The organism is Bacillus nitratireducens, from assembly GCF_036320425.1.
In the GTDB taxonomy this organism is placed as follows: domain Bacteria; phylum Bacillota; class Bacilli; order Bacillales; family Bacillaceae_G; genus Bacillus_A; species Bacillus_A nitratireducens.
In genome coordinates this window covers 528124-543961 of sequence record NZ_JAUMJO010000001.1, presented here as the reverse complement: position 1 = coordinate 543961, position 15838 = coordinate 528124, and the positions used below count along the sequence as shown (strand labels likewise).

General features: G+C 36.0%; 22 protein-coding genes. 18 read left to right on the top strand and 4 right to left on the bottom strand.

The annotated features are described in order from the left end of the window. Positions 1-219: 219 nt before the first annotated feature. The 18 genes from Q3V31_RS02865 to Q3V31_RS02780 all read left to right on the top strand — a co-directional run bounded on the left by Q3V31_RS02865 (position 220) and on the right by Q3V31_RS02780 (position 14113). Complete coding sequence (locus Q3V31_RS02865; protein WP_000775712.1) at positions 220-444, top strand: flagellar motor switch protein FliN; 225 nt, start codon at positions 220-222, stop codon at positions 442-444. A gap of 14 nt (positions 445-458) precedes the next feature. Further along, complete coding sequence (fliM, locus tag Q3V31_RS02860) at positions 459-1445, top strand: flagellar motor switch protein FliM (protein WP_000012184.1); 987 nt, start codon at positions 459-461, stop codon at positions 1443-1445. A 10-nt stretch (positions 1446-1455) separates the two neighbouring features. After that, positions 1456-1815, top strand: a complete 360-nt coding sequence (fliN, locus tag Q3V31_RS02855; RefSeq protein ID WP_097871766.1) for a flagellar motor switch protein FliN — start codon at positions 1456-1458, stop codon at positions 1813-1815. Between the two features lie 12 nt (positions 1816-1827). After that, positions 1828-2148, top strand: coding sequence for a hypothetical protein (locus Q3V31_RS02850; RefSeq protein ID WP_000121180.1), 321 nt, complete (start codon positions 1828-1830; stop codon positions 2146-2148). Continuing rightward, positions 2145-2903 (top strand): flagellar type III secretion system pore protein FliP, encoded by a 759-nt coding sequence (locus Q3V31_RS02845; protein WP_090813107.1) that lies wholly within the window; start codon positions 2145-2147, stop codon positions 2901-2903. Before Q3V31_RS02850 ends, Q3V31_RS02845 begins: the two co-directional genes overlap by 4 nt. A gap of 33 nt (positions 2904-2936) precedes the next feature. Continuing rightward, the gene (locus Q3V31_RS02840; protein WP_001098085.1) at positions 2937-3212 is read left to right on the top strand and encodes a flagellar biosynthetic protein FliQ; all 276 of its coding nucleotides are present in this window, start codon (positions 2937-2939) and stop codon (positions 3210-3212) included. A 15-nt stretch (positions 3213-3227) separates the two neighbouring features. Next, complete coding sequence (locus Q3V31_RS02835; protein WP_329762157.1) at positions 3228-3989, top strand: flagellar biosynthetic protein FliR; 762 nt, start codon at positions 3228-3230, stop codon at positions 3987-3989. 10 nt (positions 3990-3999) lie between these two features. Next, a complete protein-coding gene (flhB, locus tag Q3V31_RS02830; RefSeq protein ID WP_098425965.1) occupies positions 4000-5049 on the top strand; it encodes a flagellar type III secretion system protein FlhB in 1050 nt (349 codons plus the stop codon). A gap of 20 nt (positions 5050-5069) precedes the next feature. Further along, positions 5070-7136 (top strand): flagellar biosynthesis protein FlhA, encoded by a 2067-nt coding sequence (gene flhA / locus Q3V31_RS02825; RefSeq protein ID WP_097871770.1) that lies wholly within the window; start codon positions 5070-5072, stop codon positions 7134-7136. Between the two features lie 14 nt (positions 7137-7150). After that, the gene (flhF, locus tag Q3V31_RS02820) at positions 7151-8461 is read left to right on the top strand and encodes a flagellar biosynthesis GTPase FlhF (protein WP_097871772.1); all 1311 of its coding nucleotides are present in this window, start codon (positions 7151-7153) and stop codon (positions 8459-8461) included. Between the two features lie 43 nt (positions 8462-8504). Further along, positions 8505-9308 (top strand): flagellar basal-body rod protein FlgG, encoded by an 804-nt coding sequence (locus tag Q3V31_RS02815; protein ID WP_329762154.1) that lies wholly within the window; start codon positions 8505-8507, stop codon positions 9306-9308. A 176-nt stretch (positions 9309-9484) separates the two neighbouring features. Beyond that, the gene (locus Q3V31_RS02810) at positions 9485-10783 is read left to right on the top strand and encodes an NtaA/DmoA family FMN-dependent monooxygenase (RefSeq protein ID WP_329762153.1); all 1299 of its coding nucleotides are present in this window, start codon (positions 9485-9487) and stop codon (positions 10781-10783) included. Positions 10784-10961: 178 nt separating this feature from the next. Beyond that, on the top strand, positions 10962-11798 hold the full coding sequence (locus tag Q3V31_RS02805) for a TrmB family transcriptional regulator (protein WP_016079227.1): 837 nt from the start codon (positions 10962-10964) through the stop codon (positions 11796-11798). Further along, positions 11791-12516, top strand: a complete 726-nt coding sequence (locus tag Q3V31_RS02800) for an AzlC family ABC transporter permease (RefSeq protein WP_016129078.1) — start codon at positions 11791-11793, stop codon at positions 12514-12516. Before Q3V31_RS02805 ends, Q3V31_RS02800 begins: the two co-directional genes overlap by 8 nt. Continuing rightward, positions 12507-12818: an AzlD domain-containing protein gene (locus tag Q3V31_RS02795; protein WP_071733754.1), complete on the top strand. Its 312-nt coding sequence runs from the start codon at positions 12507-12509 to the stop codon at positions 12816-12818. The genes Q3V31_RS02800 and Q3V31_RS02795 overlap by 10 nt, the downstream gene beginning before the upstream one ends. Positions 12819-12880: 62 nt before the next feature. Then, on the top strand, positions 12881-13051 hold the full coding sequence (locus tag Q3V31_RS02790) for a DUF3951 domain-containing protein (protein WP_000602249.1): 171 nt from the start codon (positions 12881-12883) through the stop codon (positions 13049-13051). Positions 13052-13137: 86 nt separating this feature from the next. Next, positions 13138-13722, top strand: coding sequence for a TetR/AcrR family transcriptional regulator (locus Q3V31_RS02785; RefSeq protein WP_071733756.1), 585 nt, complete (start codon positions 13138-13140; stop codon positions 13720-13722). Then, the gene (locus tag Q3V31_RS02780) at positions 13715-14113 is read left to right on the top strand and encodes a DUF5367 family protein (RefSeq protein ID WP_139265891.1); all 399 of its coding nucleotides are present in this window, start codon (positions 13715-13717) and stop codon (positions 14111-14113) included. Before Q3V31_RS02785 ends, Q3V31_RS02780 begins: the two co-directional genes overlap by 8 nt. A 27-nt stretch (positions 14114-14140) precedes the next feature. Here Q3V31_RS02780 and Q3V31_RS02775 read toward each other — a convergent pair whose 3' ends face one another. The 4 genes from Q3V31_RS02775 to Q3V31_RS02760 all read right to left on the bottom strand — a co-directional run bounded on the left by Q3V31_RS02775 (position 14141) and on the right by Q3V31_RS02760 (position 15810). Beyond that, positions 14141-14500: a hypothetical protein gene (locus Q3V31_RS02775; RefSeq protein WP_000176479.1), complete on the bottom strand. Its 360-nt coding sequence runs from the start codon at positions 14498-14500 to the stop codon at positions 14141-14143. 11 nt (positions 14501-14511) lie between these two features. After that, positions 14512-15105 carry a dienelactone hydrolase family protein gene (locus Q3V31_RS02770; RefSeq protein WP_000727623.1) on the bottom strand — a complete coding sequence of 198 codons (594 nt, stop codon included), beginning with the start codon at positions 15103-15105 and terminating at the stop codon, positions 14512-14514. A 3-nt stretch (positions 15106-15108) separates the two neighbouring features. Then, a complete protein-coding gene (locus Q3V31_RS02765) occupies positions 15109-15444 on the bottom strand; it encodes an antibiotic biosynthesis monooxygenase family protein (RefSeq protein ID WP_000834004.1) in 336 nt (111 codons plus the stop codon). A gap of 186 nt (positions 15445-15630) precedes the next feature. Continuing rightward, entirely contained in the window at positions 15631-15810 is a 180-nt protein-coding gene (locus tag Q3V31_RS02760; protein ID WP_001025741.1) for an H-type small acid-soluble spore protein, read from the bottom strand. Positions 15811-15838: the final 28 nt, after the last annotated feature.

The following is a 15838-nucleotide window of genomic DNA, read 5'->3' as shown; positions in this document are numbered from 1 at the left end:
AATTTCATTTATATAAAGTGAAACTTTAATCAGTGGGGGGTTTTGTTCATCCCCACTGATTATTAGCCTTCACCAATCGGGCTTTTACGGGCAGTGGATTCCCCCACCTAACTTCTTTGCTTTCGCTGAATTTTGGGGTAGGGGTCTTACTGCCCGCAAATAGCGGGGTAAATAGAGAATATGAAATGTTCGTGAACATGATATGGGAGTTGGCTAGATTTGAAATTACAAGATGATATTCCGTTAACGATTTATTTTGAAATCGGAAATACGAAAAAGAAAATTGAAGATCTGCTTCATATTACGAAAGGTACATTGTATCGTCTGGAAAATTCAACGAAAAATACGGTACGTCTTATGCTTGAGAATGAAGAGATTGGAACCGGAAAGATTTTGACGAAGAATGGAAAAATGTACGTTGAAATTGTTGAATTGAAAAGGTAGGAAAGGGGATTTTCATGAGTGGCGATAAATTAAGCCAAGAGCAAATTGATGCCCTGCTGAAGGCGGTAAATGAAGGCGAGGAAATGCCAGCTTTCGCACAAGAAGCAGGGAAGCAAGATAAATTTCAAGAGTACGATTTTAATAGACCGGAGAAGTTTGGTGTTGAGCATTTACGTAGTTTGCAAGCGATTGCGTCGACTTTTGGAAAACAGACGTCACAGACGTTTTCAGCTCGTATGCGTATTCCGATTGAACTAGAGCCTTCGGCCGTTGAGCAAGTTCCGTTTACGAGTGAGTATGTGGAGAAAATGCCGAAAGATTACTATTTATATTGCGTTATTGATCTCGGCCTTCCAGAGCTTGGAGAAATCGTAATTGAAATTGATTTAGCGTTCGTTATTTATATTCATGAATGCTGGCTTGGCGGAGATAGTAAGCGTAATTTTACGATGCGTAGACCATTAACTGCGTTTGAGTTTTTAACGCTTGATAATATATTTGCTCTTCTTTGTAAAAATTTACAACAATCATTTGAAAGCGTTGTTGCGATAAAGCCGAAATTTGTAACGACGGAGACAGATCCAAACGCGCTGAAGATTACGACAGCGAGCGATATTATTTCATTACTGAACGTAAATATGAAAACAGATTTTTGGAATACGACAGTTCGTATTGGGATTCCATTCTTATCTGTTGAAGAAATTATGGATAAGTTAACGTCTGAAAATATTGTTGAACATTCTTCGGATAAGCGTAAAAAGTATACATCTGAAGTAGAAGTGAAAGTAAATCAAGTGTATAAGCCTGTACATGTTGCGATTGGTGAGCAGAAGATGACAATGGGCGAGATTGAGCAAATTGAAGAAGGTGACATAATTCCGCTTCATACGAAAGTAACAGACCAACTACGTGGTTATGTAGATGGAAAACATAAATTTAATTGTTTTATCGGGAAAGATGGAACGCGTAAGGCGCTCCTATTTAAAAGTTTTATAGAGTAGGAGGATCCATATGAAACATGAAGTATCTCCTGTGTCATTAATGGGATTGGAAGAATTTGCAGGGGGTCGAAATGAAGCGGAGAAGGCACATATTGATACCGTTTCAGATATTTCGATTGAACTTGGAGTAAAGCTTGGGAAGTCATCTATTACGCTTGGTGATGTGAAGCAATTAAAAGTTGGCGATGTTCTTGAAGTAGAGAAAAATTTAGGACATAAAGTAGATGTATATTTAAGCGATATGAAAGTTGGTATTGGTGAAGCGACAGTAATGGATGAGAAGTTCGGCATTATTATTTCTGAAATTGAAGCTGACAAGAAACATGCAGCGCTTATGAAGGCGCAAAATCAAATGCAGGATAAAGAGTAGAGGAGGAGTCATATGTCGTATATGACGACCTTATTACAAGTCGTTTTACTGTTTGGTGCGCTCGGCTATGGTGCGTATTATATGACGAAAAAGACGCGCAAACAGCAGTTTTATAAGCAAGGTGAAAATGGCCATATTCAAGTGAAAGACGGCGTGTATTTAAATCATCAAACGAGCGCTTTTTTGTTTGAAGTAGACGGGAAGCAAGTGTTCACTGTTATTAGTAATAACGGTGTGCAATCTGTGCAATTAACAGGGACAGGAAATCAGTTTCAACAAGCACTAGAAGACGCGGTGAAGAGTGAAACGAAAAAAGTAGAGGATCCATCATGAGAATAAAGAAACAGTTATCGTTATTTGCCGTTATTTTCGCATTTTCTATTATTTTTTCATTTGTTTTTGTAAATCCAGCATATGCAGCCACGAACGGTTTTATTAATTTCGAAAATGGAAAAGAGTTTACGAGTAATTCAAGTGTACAACTATTCGCGCTCGTTATCCTTCTATCATTATCTTCTTCTATCGTTCTTTTATTTACGCATTTCACTTATTTTATGATTGTTCTTGGGATTACTCGTCAAGGACTTGGGGTAATGAATTTACCACCGAACCAAGTGCTTGTTGGACTTGCATTATTTTTATCGCTATTTACGATGCAGCCAGTGCTTGGTCAGTTAAAGAGTGATGTGTGGGACCCGATGACGAAAGAAAAAATAACAGTAAGTCAAGCTGCGGAGACGACAGCTCCGATTATGAAAGATTATATGTCGAAGCATACGTATAAGCATGATTTAAAAATGATGCTGAAAGTGCGCGGAGAAGATTTGCCGAAAGATTTAAAGGATCTTTCATTATTTACACTTGTACCATCCTTTACACTAACGCAAATTCAAAAAGGGTTATTGACGGGGATGTTCATTTATTTAGCGTTTGTCTTTATTGATTTAATTATTAGTACACTTTTAATGTACCTTGGGATGATGATGGTACCGCCGATGATTTTAAGTTTACCATTTAAAATACTCATTTTCGTATATTTAGGTGGATATACAAAAATCGTCGATATTATGTTTAAAACGGTCGCCTGAAGCGTTTGATGCTATGTGATAGGAGTCATATAAATGAATACGTCACCAATTATAGATATTTTTCAAACCTTTTTTTATAAAGGGGTTATGATTTTAATGCCGGTTGCCGGTGTAAGTATGATTGTCGTTATTATTATCGCTGTCATTATGGCGATGATGCAAATTCAAGAGCAAACGCTGACATTTTTACCGAAAATGGCGAGTATTGTACTCGTTATTATCATTTTAGGTCCGTGGATGTTTCAAGAGTTAACGACGCTTATTTTAGATTTATTTGATAAAATTCCATCGCTATTGCGTTCGTACTAAGATAGGTGAATTGAAATGAATATGGAATTATGGGCGGCGACGTTTTTTGCGTTTTGCCGCATTACTTCATTTTTATATTTTTTACCGTTCTTTTCAGGACGATCGATTCCTGCAATGGCAAAGGTTACGTTTGGACTTGGTCTTTCGATTACAGTTGCTGACCAAGTTGATGTCTCTCACATAAAGACAGTTTGGGATGTAGCTGCTTATGCAGCTACGCAAATTGTAATTGGATTATCACTTTCAAAAATTGTAGAAATGCTGTGGAATATCCCGAAAATGGCTGGACATATTTTAGATTTTGATATCGGCTTATCACAGGCAAGTTTATTTGATGTCAATGCTGGATCACAGTCCACTTTGTTATCAACAATTTTTGATATATTTTTTCTTATTATTTTTATTTCACTCGGCGGTATAAATTATTTTGTTGTCACGATTTTAAAGTCATTTCAATATACAGAGGCGATTTCAAAACTGTTGCCTACTAGTTTTTTAGATAGTCTACTCGCAACGTTATTATTCGCGATTACATCAGCGGTCGAAATTGCATTGCCGCTTATGGGCAGTTTATTCATCATTAACTTCGTTCTTATTTTAATCGCAAAAAACGCACCGCAATTAAACGTTTTTATGAATGCGTACGTTATTAAAATTACGTGTGGTATTTTATTTATTGCGATGAGCGTACCGATGCTCGGCTATGTGTTTAAAAATATGACAGACGTATTATTAGAAGAGTATACGAAACTATTTAACTTTTTCTTAACGAAGTAGGGGGACGCGCATGGCAAAGGATAATAAAACAGAAAAGGCCACCCCGCAGAAGCGTAAAAAATCACGTGAAGAAGGGAATATCGCCCGGAGTAAAGATTTAAATAATTTATTTTCCATTCTCGTATTAGCAGTTGTCGTTTACTTTTTCGGAGATTGGCTCGGTTATGAGATTGCGAACGCCGTAGCGGCGCTGTTTGATCAAATTGGAAAAAATACGGATGTGACGGAGTATTTGTATTTAATGGGCATTTTACTTCTTAAAGTATCGGCTCCTATATTAATACTCGTATACGCTTTTCATTTATTCAATTATATGATTCAAGTTGGTTTCTTATTTTCTTCTAAAGTCATTAAGCCGAAAGCATCACGTATTAATCCGAAAAACTATTTTACGAGACTGTTTAGTCGTAAAAGTTTAGTAGATATTTTGAAATCACTGTTTTATATGGGACTAATCGGTTATGTTGCTTACGTTCTCTTTAAAAAGAATTTAGAGAAAATCGTTAGTATGATTGGATTTAACTGGACTGCGTCACTTACTGAAATTATTAGGCAAATTAAATTTATCTTTTTAGTTATTTTAATTATATTAATCGTTCTTTCTATTATTGATTTTATTTATCAAAAATGGGAGTACGAACAAGATATTAAGATGAAAAAAGAAGAAGTAAAACGAGAGCATAAAGATAATGAAGGGGATCCGCAAGTAAAGGGGAAACGAAAAAACTTTATGCATGCCCTATTGCAAGGAACAATTGCGAAGAAGATGGATGGCGCAACATTTATTGTAAACAACCCGACTCATATTTCGGTCGTACTTCGATACAATAAACATGTCGATGCGGCGCCAATTGTCGTTGCAAAAGGGGAAGATGAGCTCGCATTATATATACGAACGCTTGCCCGGGAACAAGAAATACCAATGGTGGAAAACCGTCCGCTTGCTCGTTCTTTATATTATCAAGTCGAGGAAGACATGGCGATTCCAGAAGATTTATACGTAGCTGTAATTGAAGTTATGCGCTATTTAATTCAGACGAATGAACTTGAAGTAGAGTAGCGCGTTTGGAGGAGATCTCTTTGTTTAAGATAGATTCTGCAAGAACCTATTTTTCTATCTTTTTAGCAGCGTCATTTGTAGTGGCGCTCTTAATTCCACTTCCACCATTTATACTTGATATCGTTATCGTTTTTCTACTAAGTATGTCAGTGCTTATTTATATGCGAGCGACAAGTATTAACGAGTGGGATGAATTAAAGTCATTTCCAACGATGTTGTTATTAATCGGGATTTTCCGCGTATCGATTAACGTTTCGACGACGCGAGCGATTTTAACAGACGGAAATGCCGGTCATGTAATTGAAGAGTTCGGCCAGTTCGTAATTGGTGGGAACTTATTAATTGGTATCGTTATTTTTATAGTATTAATCATATTCCAATTTATCGTTGCAAATGGTGCATCTCGTACAGCTGAGGTTGCAGCTCGTTTTACACTTGATTCTTTACCAGGGAAACAAATGTCTATCGATGCTGACTTAAACCAGCGCATTATTACAGAAAAAGACGCACAGGCAAAACGAAAAAAATTAAATATGGAAACAGAGTTTTACGGAGCGATGGATGGTGCCGGAAAGTTCATTAAAGGGGACGTTATTTTCGGGATTGTCATTTTATTCGTAAACATTATTTTCGGTTTAATTGTTGGTATGATGCAGCAAGGAATGAGCTTTGGAGAAGCAGCCATTCATTATACACAGTTAACTGTCGGTGACGGAATCATAAACCAGATCGGTTCGTTAATGCTCGCAATTTCAACAGGTATTATCGTAACGCGAGTATTTGACGGTTCACCTAATACAGTAACAGAAGGAATCTTTAAAGAGTTATTAGCGCATGAAGTTGTTGTCTATGCGCTTGGTGGTTTATTTATCGCAATGGGTATTTTTACTCCGTTACCATTTCTACCATTCGCTCTCGTTGGAGGCACAATCATCTTCTTAGGTGTTCATAATAAAAAGCGAATAAAGAAAGAAAAAGAAGACGAGCTTCAAAAAGAATTAGAAATGATTCAAGGCGATGAAGAGCAATTGCAACAAGTGGAAGATTCATTCGGCGTGTTTACAGATAAGTATCCAATTATCGTAGAGCTCGGATTAGATTTAGCGGCGCTTGTAAAGCAAAAAATTAAAGGGGAAACAGCTCGAGATAAAGTTGTTCTGATGAGGAAATCGATTATTACTGACCTTGGTATTAACGTTCCTGGGATTAACTTTAAAGATAATACGAGCTTTAGACCACGCGGACGTTACATTATTCGTATTAAAGGTGCGAAGGCCGCTGAAGGTGTTTTAAAATCAGGTTACTTATTGGCACTGAAAACACCGAACGTAATGGCGGATTTAGATGCAGAGCCAGCGAAAGATCCAATTTTCGGCGAAGATGGATATTGGATTTTGGAGCATATGGTACAAGATGCACAAATGAAAGGCTATCAAGTGTTAGAGCCACTTAGCATATTAATTACGCATTTAGATGTTGTCGTTAGACGAAATCTTCACGAGTTAATTCAGCGTCAACATGTGAAAGATTTAATTCAATCGCTGGAAACGGATAATGGCGTTTTATTAGAAGAAATTAAGAAGAAAGAAATCGATTTATCACTCGTACAAAATGTTATTAAACAACTGCTGAAAGAAGGAGTTTCAATCCGTGATTTACCAACGATTATTGAAGGGGTTATTGACGGGAAAGAAATTTATCAAAACCATGTTGATGGTGTCACTGCATTTGTTCGTGAATGTATTTCAAAAGTTATTTGTGAGAGTGCGAAAAATCCTGATGGGAAAATCTATGCGGCGCTCTTCTCTGATTCAATTGAATTGGATGCAGATGTTGTAAATAATTCATACCAAGGTTATTTATTAAACTGGGATTTAGATTTAGAAACGCGAGTAGTAGAGCAAGTACAGCGTGTTTTCAAACAAGCTCGTTTAATGGGAAGAGATCCAGTATTATTAACACGCAGAAAAGATTTCAGATTTGCGATTGTGAGACTTCTTGAACGTTATCAAATAGAAGCTAAAGTATTATGTATTAGTGAACTAGCACCAGAAATTGTTGTAGATCAAATTGCTTATATTGAATAGTAGGGGGTGAAGTAATGGAAAGTACAGAAAAAAAAGAAGCGTTAATGCGAATAAAGGCAGCTTCGAAAAATGAATTGTATCGAAAGTTATTTGACCAATATAGTACAGATTATTACTATGTTGTCGATGAAAGTGTAAAACGAAACATCCCGTTTTTCTGGAAAAAGAATTATGAAATGCTAGTCGCTTTTCCCGAAGATAAACAGGATGAAAGTAAAGAAGGCGTAGCCGAGTTTCATGACCAATTAATGGATGTTGTAAATGAACCTTCAGAAGAAATTGTGAAGGGAAATGGAATTCAAGCGGTTTTGCACAATTTAGAAAATGTAACAACTTCTATGTCGTACGCAGCGATGCAAACAGGAAATAGTGAAGAGTGGGCAAGAAAAAAAGAGAAACTATTACAACTGTTTGAAAAAGGGATTGTCGTGGTGAAACGTGCGGAGGCGACGAACGTTACGAAAAAACAGCCTGCTGTGAAACAAGCTATTCCTGTAAAGAAAGAAGAAGTAGTTGTTAAAAAAGAAAAGCAGGAATCTGTGCCATTTATTATTCAAAAAGTAATACGAATGCTAGAACAAAACGATGTGGAACATTATTTCATTCATGCATATGCTGAAAAATTAAAAATGAAGTTTGAGAATGCAACGATGATTACAGAAGAGGAAGTAATCGGATACATATTGGAAGATATGAAATCTCATTTTAATACTGAAAACGTATTTGAAAAAGAAGTACAAACGATTGCATTAATCGGTCCAACTGGTGTTGGAAAAACGACGACGCTTGCGAAAATGGCATGGCAGTTTCACGCTAAGAGAAAAACAGTTGGTTTTATTACGACAGACCATTCTCGCATTGGAACAGTGCAGCAATTACAAGATTACGTAAAAACAATTGGGTCAGAAGTAATTGCTGTGCGAGATGAAGCAGCTATGACAAGGGCACTCACTTATTTTAAAGAAGAATCACGCGTCGATTATATATTAATAGATACAGCCGGGAAAAATTATCGTACGTCAGAGACAATTGAAGAAATGATTGAGACGATGGGACAAGTAGAGCCAGATTATATTTGTTTAACGTTATCAGCTTCTATGAAAAGTAAAGATATGATTGAAATTATTACGAACTTTAAAGATATTCATATAGATGGTATCGTGTTTACGAAATTTGATGAAACAGCGAGCAGTGGTGAATTGTTGAAAATTCCAGCTGTATCATCAGCTCCAATTGTATTAATGACAGATGGACAAGACGTAAAGCAACATATACATATCGCTACAGCTGAACGTTTAGCAAAACAAATGTTACAAACATCGTAAGAAGAGAGGTGAAGAATAAGGCATCTGCCTTATTCAAACGAGTATGAACGGTCTTTATATAGGTTCTATGGGTATAATGAATTACATGCAGCGCATTAATGTTCATTCGAATAACGTTGCAAATGCTCAAACGACAGGATTTAAAGCAGAAAATATGACTTCTAAAGTATTTGATGTGCAAGACACATATCGCCGCGGAGATGGATCGACGACAAATATCGGTTCGGTCGATTATGCTGTAGTACCAGCCGCAACGCATGTGAACTTAGTACAAGGAAATATACAAATGACAAATAGTGCTACAGATTTCTTTTTAGATGACGGTACAGCCGGTACAACATCATTTTTCGTTACATCTAAAAACGATGAAACGTTTTTAACGAGAGATGGTAGTTTTACAATAAATAGTGATCGTTATTTACAAACATCTTCAGGTGCTTATGTTATGGATGTAAATAATGAACGTATTCGTATTCCTGAAAATGTTGATTTCTTCGTATCTAATAATGGAGAAATCTATAGAGAAGTTAACGATGGAACTTTGCAAAAACCAGATATTAAGAGAATAGTAATTGCACAGTTGCAAACAAAAACAGTAGATGCAGAAGCGAATGCACGTCTAATGCAAAGAGAGAACAAAAGCTTTACACTAGCAGAAGGAAACATTGCTGATTTACCGAACGGAACAGGGGCAGTAAAAAATCATATGCTAGAAAATTTAAATGTAGATATGACGAAAGAGATGGCAGATCTTATGACGAGTCAAAAGATGATTCAAGCATCGCAGCGTGTCATGACTTCGTTTGATAAAATTTATGAAAAAGAAGCAAATGAAATATTGAAATAGGAGACTTCCGTTAGCGGAAGTCCTTTTTTATTATTGCTTTTATTACAGTTACACCATAAAATGATAACGATTATCAATATCAATATCATTTTATCTATTTTCATAAGATTGGAATTTCATAATGACAGCAACATTTGTTTAACAAAGTGAATTAAAAACAAGGGGATGGTGTGTATATGTCTACAAAAAAACAACTTTGCATTGGATTATGTTTAATTTCTAGAAAGAAAGAGCAAGAGGGTGAGTTTAATTCGGGAATTGATGAACAAGTAGAGTTAGCGAAACAAGCAGAAAAATCGAAGTTAGATTTTGTTTTTAAAGCCGATTATTTAGTGGCGCATCCAGATTTAATTGCTCGTAATAAGGGGAATGTAATTTTAGATCCGACATTATTGTTTACTGCTATTGCTTATGCAACAGAAAAAATTGGAGTGGTTACGACAGCTTCAACATCATTTTATCCACCATACATACTAGCGAGGCAACTACAATCTTTAAATTGGATTAGCAATGGCCGAGTAGGATGGAACATTGTCACATCCATTGACGGTGCAGAAAATTTTGGTGAGGCAGGGATGCCACCATCTGAGGAACGATACGCGAAAGCTGCAGAATGTACAGAGTTAGTAAGAAAACTTTGGAGGAGTCATCCTTATGAGGTTTTGAAAGAAGGTAACACAGATGTAATTAGAGAGATGGTAAAGCCTATTGAACATCGTGGTGAGTATTTTGAGGTGAAAGGCCCACTTAATGTCCCGCAGCACATTTCTGGAGAAATGCCATTATTTCAAGCTGGTGCATCAGAGCCTGGTCGGAATTTCGCTGCTTCTGTTGCGGATGCGATTTTCGCCGCAATGCCAGATGTAGAGTCAGGAATTGAACTTCGCCGAGATTTAAGAAGAAGGGCAGTGCAACATGGCCGGCAGTCAGATGATATACGTGTATTGCCTGGTTTATATTTCTTTATTGGCGATACATATGAAGAAGCTTTAGAAATGCACAGGCAAGCTCATCAACATCTCACAAAAGAGAAGAGATATGCTTTACTTGAAATGGTTCTCGGACTAGACGTTAGAGGGATTCCGTTAGAAAGTAAGGTAACAGAAGATATGCTACCAAGCAGGGAGCAAACTGTGCGTAGTAAAACACATGCCGAATTATTACGGAATTACATCATGAAAAATGAGCCAACTGTTGAACAAATACTGGAGCGACCAGAAGTTGTTGGCTCTGCTCATTGGGTAGCGGTTGGCACATCACAAGACGTTTGTAAGCAAATTATGGATAGGTTTGAAGCCGGAGCATTAGATGGATTTATTGCAATTCCAGGGGGACCTCCAAAATCATTGGATTTATTCTTTAGTGAAGTCATTCCGTTATTCGTGAGAGCAGGTGTGTTTAGGGAAGAGTATACAGGTTCAACCTTACGTGAGCATCTTGAGGGGAACATATCAAATACTTTGCAGTTCAAATAAGTGGAATAGTATGTACAAAAAGCCTTTCACAAGAAGGCTTTTTATTTTGTTTTAAAATTTCAGAATTATCAATTGACTTTATAGGTCTTCTTTTTTATATTGGTAGGTATAGTAATAACTACTAATATAAAATGTATCGTTTTGAAATGAGAGTTATTTAGATTGTGAGGGATTACCGATGGATGAAATTATAAAAGAATTACAAAAGTTAGGTTTTTCTCAATATGAATGTAAAGCGTATATTGGTTTATTAAAACATTCCCCAGTAACAGGTTATGAAGTTAGTAAACAAACAGGAGTACCTCGTTCGATGATTTATGAAGTACTTGGCAAGTTGATGGATAAAGGTGCAGTACATTTAGTCCCTTCTGAACCAGTGAAATATGTACCAGTACCAGCTACTGAATTAATGGATCGAATGCGAAAATCCTTTGAAAAATCCTTTGAATTTTTAGATCGAAAATTAAATTGTTTAGAGCAGGAGCGACAAATTGATGTAATTTCGCATATTCGCTCGAATGATCGTGTTTTAAAAGAAATATGCAATATAATTAATAGAGCAAAGGAAGAGTTATGGATTTCTGTATGGGAAGATCAAGTGCATGAGATTGAACCGCTTATTCATACAAAGGAAGCGGAAGGAGTACATATATTTTCAATCTTATTTGGTGCCCCAGAAACAAAAATAGGAGCGACATTTCATCATAATTATATGACGCCTCACGTTGTTGAAAAGAGAATGGGTGGTCATTTAACTGTTATCGCACGTGATGGGGAAGAAGTGTTAATTGCTAACTTCTCAAATGATAGCACTTCATGGGCCGTTACAACGTACGATCCAGCTTTAGTTCTCGTTGCTACGGAATATGTGCGGCACGACATTATGGTGGAAGAGATTACAAAGGAATTTGGAGCTGATAAGTTAGATACGTTATGGCGTGAGAATATAGATTTAGTTCATGTCGTAACAGGAAAACGGACTATGGAAGGAATGGAGGATGATACGAATGAGTAAAGCTCAGGCCCATGTAGCTTTGCAGAGCGATGATACATTTCAGCAAGGAGTAAAAGATTGTTTACCAACTGTATTTGGTTATTTAAGTATCGGTATAGCAGCTGGTGTAATTGCAAAAACAGCAGGTTTCTCCATCGTTGAAATTGCGTTTATGTCCACTTTAATTTATGCAGGTTCTGCCCAATTTATATTAGCTGGTATGTATGCAGCTGGCGCTCCTGCTTCAGCAATCATTTTCACCGTCTTTTTTGTTAATTTACGCCACCTTCTAATGAGTGCTGCCCTTGCACCATACTTTACGAAACTTCCTCTATTAAAAAATGTAATTATCGGTTCTCAAATTACAGATGAAACGTTCGGCGTTGCAGTGCAGCATGCAGCGCAAAAAGGATATGTAGGTGACAGGTGGATGATGGGGTTAAATGTCACAGCATATTTAAATTGGATTCTTGCTACTATTATTGGCGGGCTGTTTGGTGAGTGGATACCAGATCCGCATACGTACGGCATGGATTATGCATTACCAGCAATGTTTATCGGATTATTTGTACTTCAGCTCATAAGTAGTAAACCGAAACTAGCAATTCATCTTACTGTTGCAATTGTAGCGATTATTATCGCATATGTTTCACACTTATTTATGCCAGACAGTATAGCAGTTATTATCGCAACATTACTAGCTGCGACGATTGGAGTGGTGATTGAAAAATGGAAATGAGATTAGACATATTATTACTTTTACTAGCAGCAGGAGCTGTCACACTCGTGCCACGTATTTTACCTCTTCTCGTATTTAGTAAACTACAAATTCCAGACTGGGGTTTGAAGTGGTTGAATTACATACCGATCGCGATATTAGCAGCACTTTTAGCTCAAGTACTATTTATGCACGAGACGGTGCAGTGGGATTACCTTATTGCGGCAATTCCAACATTTCTTGTTGCAATATATACTCGTAGTCTATTAGGAACAGTATTAACAGGCGTCATTGTGATTATTTTGTTACGTTTCTTTTTCTAAAAAGGATTCCATTCATATAATAGCGAACAGTGTAATAATATGAAACATATAGGGGTGGTGTTATGATACTTTTAACGATAGGAGCAATTTTATTAACGTTATTTACTTTCTTTATTATCGGCTTTATTACGTTTATGATGTTTGTTGATAAGGCGACACCTCAAATTTATTATACACCTTGTGAAACTATGACAATAAAATCTAAAGGTAAAAATAGAAGGAAGAAAAGTTGATATAGGCTTTTCTTCCTTCTGTTTTATCTGATTTTTCTGTATAATTTAAGTTAGTTATTCAACTAACTTAAAAGGTGGTGATATAAATGGCAAAGCCGAATGTTGTGAACAAGCAGAAGTTACTAGAAGCAGCAAAAGAAATTATTACAGAGCATGGGATGGAAAAATTAACGTTAAAAGCAGTCGCAGAAAATGCTAAAGTTACACAAGGTACCGTATATTATCATTTTAAAACGAAGGATCAATTATTGCTTGAAGTGACTGAATCGTTTTGTAAAGAGTCGTGGGAACAGATAGGAAAGGATGTACAGCTAGAAAATGCTTTACAATCTGCTAAAAGTAGATGTGTGAAAGATTCAATGTATCATCATTTGTTTTTTCAATTAGTAGCTAGTGGGCTACAAAATGATGCGATGAAAGAAAAAATTGGCGAACTGTTACATTATGAAAATCAAGAGTTAAAAGGAGCTTTAGATACAAAAATAGGGGATGCAATCACATCACAAATTTCAACTGAAACGTGGAGCATTTTATGTAATGCATTAATTGACGGGCTGGCATTACAAGTCTTATTCAATCCATCTTTTTCTACAGATAAAGTATATGGTGATTTGCACATGCTCATGGAAAAGTTTATAGCGCTACAAGAGGGAGGTAGTGGGAGTGCATAATAAACTGTGGCTCACTATTTTATTTTCTATTGGGATATGGTTTTTTGCCTTAGCATTTTTTATTGTTTTCGGATCTTCAGTTTTATTAGAATACACTTCAAATGAATTTTTTCTACAAATGACGTTTCTCGAATTAGGAACAGCTATAGCTTTATACTTTGTAATGTGGCTATATCAAAAACTGGACACTTCGAAATATGCAGTTATTAAGTTAGGTATATGTGGCACAGTAATTGGTTTAACCTTAGATTCTTACATCTTGTATAACTCTTCTAATATATTTTCACAATTATCCTCACAGCAAATCATATCATTTACCATTTGGATGGTTATTGCTTATGCTTTCTATTTAATAATTCCTTTAGTTATGGAACGAAAAAAATTGTTGTAAAGAGGTGTTTTCTCCTCTTTACAACAATTACATCCCCGAAAGAACTAACAACAATAAACCAAATAGAAAACTAATAAAGGAAAGAAAACCAATACATATTGAGAATACACGATTGTTTCTCCATTCGCGCCAGAAAACGATAAATCCTAAAATACAAAGAAAAAACCAAATGGGCAGGAATATGAACTCGCTAACTTTCTCGGGAAGTAAACCATAAAAAGTTGTTAAATATAAGATCCAATTTGTAAAAAATAACATGCAAACGATAATAGATTGTAAGTGGGGGCGTTTGAAAAACTCCCCTTTTTTTACGGTTGTAAAAATGATAGTTAGCGCTAATATAAATGCAATGAATATGAAAAAAAGTAAGAGTAATGTAAGCGTCATTTGAATCTCCTTTATAAGATTGTTTTTGCAAGAAATGAATCTATTACATTGTATGCTTGCTTTGTAGAGTTCTCGCTATATTTTTCAGTGTACGGATTTAAAAATCCATGTTCGCCATGTAGTTGTTTTATTTCTAATAGCGGATTCCTTTGTTGCTGCAATGCTTTCATTAAAGAGGATACTGAAAAACTAGCTTCTTGTTCAGGGAAAATAAGTAATGTAGCACATGTAGGTTTAATGTGAACATAGTCACGTATACGGGAACCGTAACATCCAATCATAAAATCTATTTTTGGATTGTTACTACAGAGCCAAGCGATGGTAGCCCCAACACTAAAGCCGATAAGTCCTATATGCGTGTAATCATTTGAAAGGGTAGAAATTACCTCATTAATTTGTTCTTTCCCATAATCAAATCCAATATGATTCATAAAATATTGATATGCTTTTTCTTCATCACTATAATGAAATGAATTTTGTAGTTGTAAAAGGTTAGGACAGAATACATCTATATAAGATGTATTGAAGTGGTCAATAACATGCTGCATATGATCGTTCACACCGTATATTTCATGAATAGCAACGAGAGCCAATTTTTTCTTCATAAGTTACAAGGTACCTCTATGAAACTTATATTCTTTCTCAACAAGGCAGATACGCAGGTGGAAGTTTTCATACCATTGTTCACGGCCCCTTTTTTTTGCTTCTTTATGTAAGGCGTTCTTTTTCCAATTTTCAATTGCTTCAAGTGAATCCCAATAAGAAATAGTAATTCCGAGTCCGGAATGATCACGTGCGCTTTCGACACCTAAAAATCCAGTTTGCTGTTTCGCAAGATCCTCCATCTTTTCGGCAACGGCATTATAGTCTGCTGTATCACTTGATAAATTAGAAGTGAATATAACTGCATAATAGGGCTTGTTTTTTTCTAAATCAGATTTCATTATCTTTCCCCCTTAATGTATAGTGCGAATAATTAATTCATAGTTTGTATTTTAGCAGGTTAAAAAAAGAAAAGAAGTAGAAGATTCTTATTTTTTTAGGTGTTGTAAAACAGAGGGTAGAAGGAATTTATATTAAGTAATCTAAAGTAAGAAAAATGCCACTTCAAAAAATTGAAGTGGCATTTCTTATATTTCCTCTAAGCTATTAACTGGAACCGTTAATTCGCGTCCTGGGTTTTGTACTTCATATATGCGGGCGGTTTCGTTACTTTCGTCGACGTGTTGAATCATAACAGGCATGCCTTGAAAACTTACATTAGCTTGCTCCGCTGAAACAGAAAGCTCTTTTGCACGTTGAATATTCATTTATATTCCTCCCATCATTATTATTATC